The 231-nt window shown below is 46.3% G+C and carries 1 protein-coding gene; it reads left to right on the forward strand.

Features of this window, described 5'->3' with window-relative positions:
- A partial coding sequence (locus ACL9RM_RS26800; RefSeq protein ID WP_414126731.1) for a hypothetical protein occupies window positions 1-231 on the forward strand: 231 nt, incomplete at both ends.

Below are 231 nucleotides of genomic sequence, written 5' to 3' on the forward strand. Positions count from 1 at the left end.
GTGCCGGGGGATGAAATTCATGTCCATTTGGAGTACAACGCGCGAGTATTGGAACGTACAGCTGTAGAGCAAATCCGTGAGCATTTGCTGCATATGATTGAAGAAGCGATTAACAGACCAGATGCGCTGGTAGATGAGCTGGAGCTAGTGACTGTTTCGGAAAAAGCGAAAATCATCGACGGTTTTGGATCAGTAGGCGTATCTGCATGGAGTGATGAAAAGCAATCAGAA

The organism is Paenibacillus sp. S29 (genome assembly GCF_049319765.1).
GTDB classification, from domain to species: domain Bacteria; phylum Bacillota; class Bacilli; order Paenibacillales; family Paenibacillaceae; genus Paenibacillus; species Paenibacillus polymyxa_B.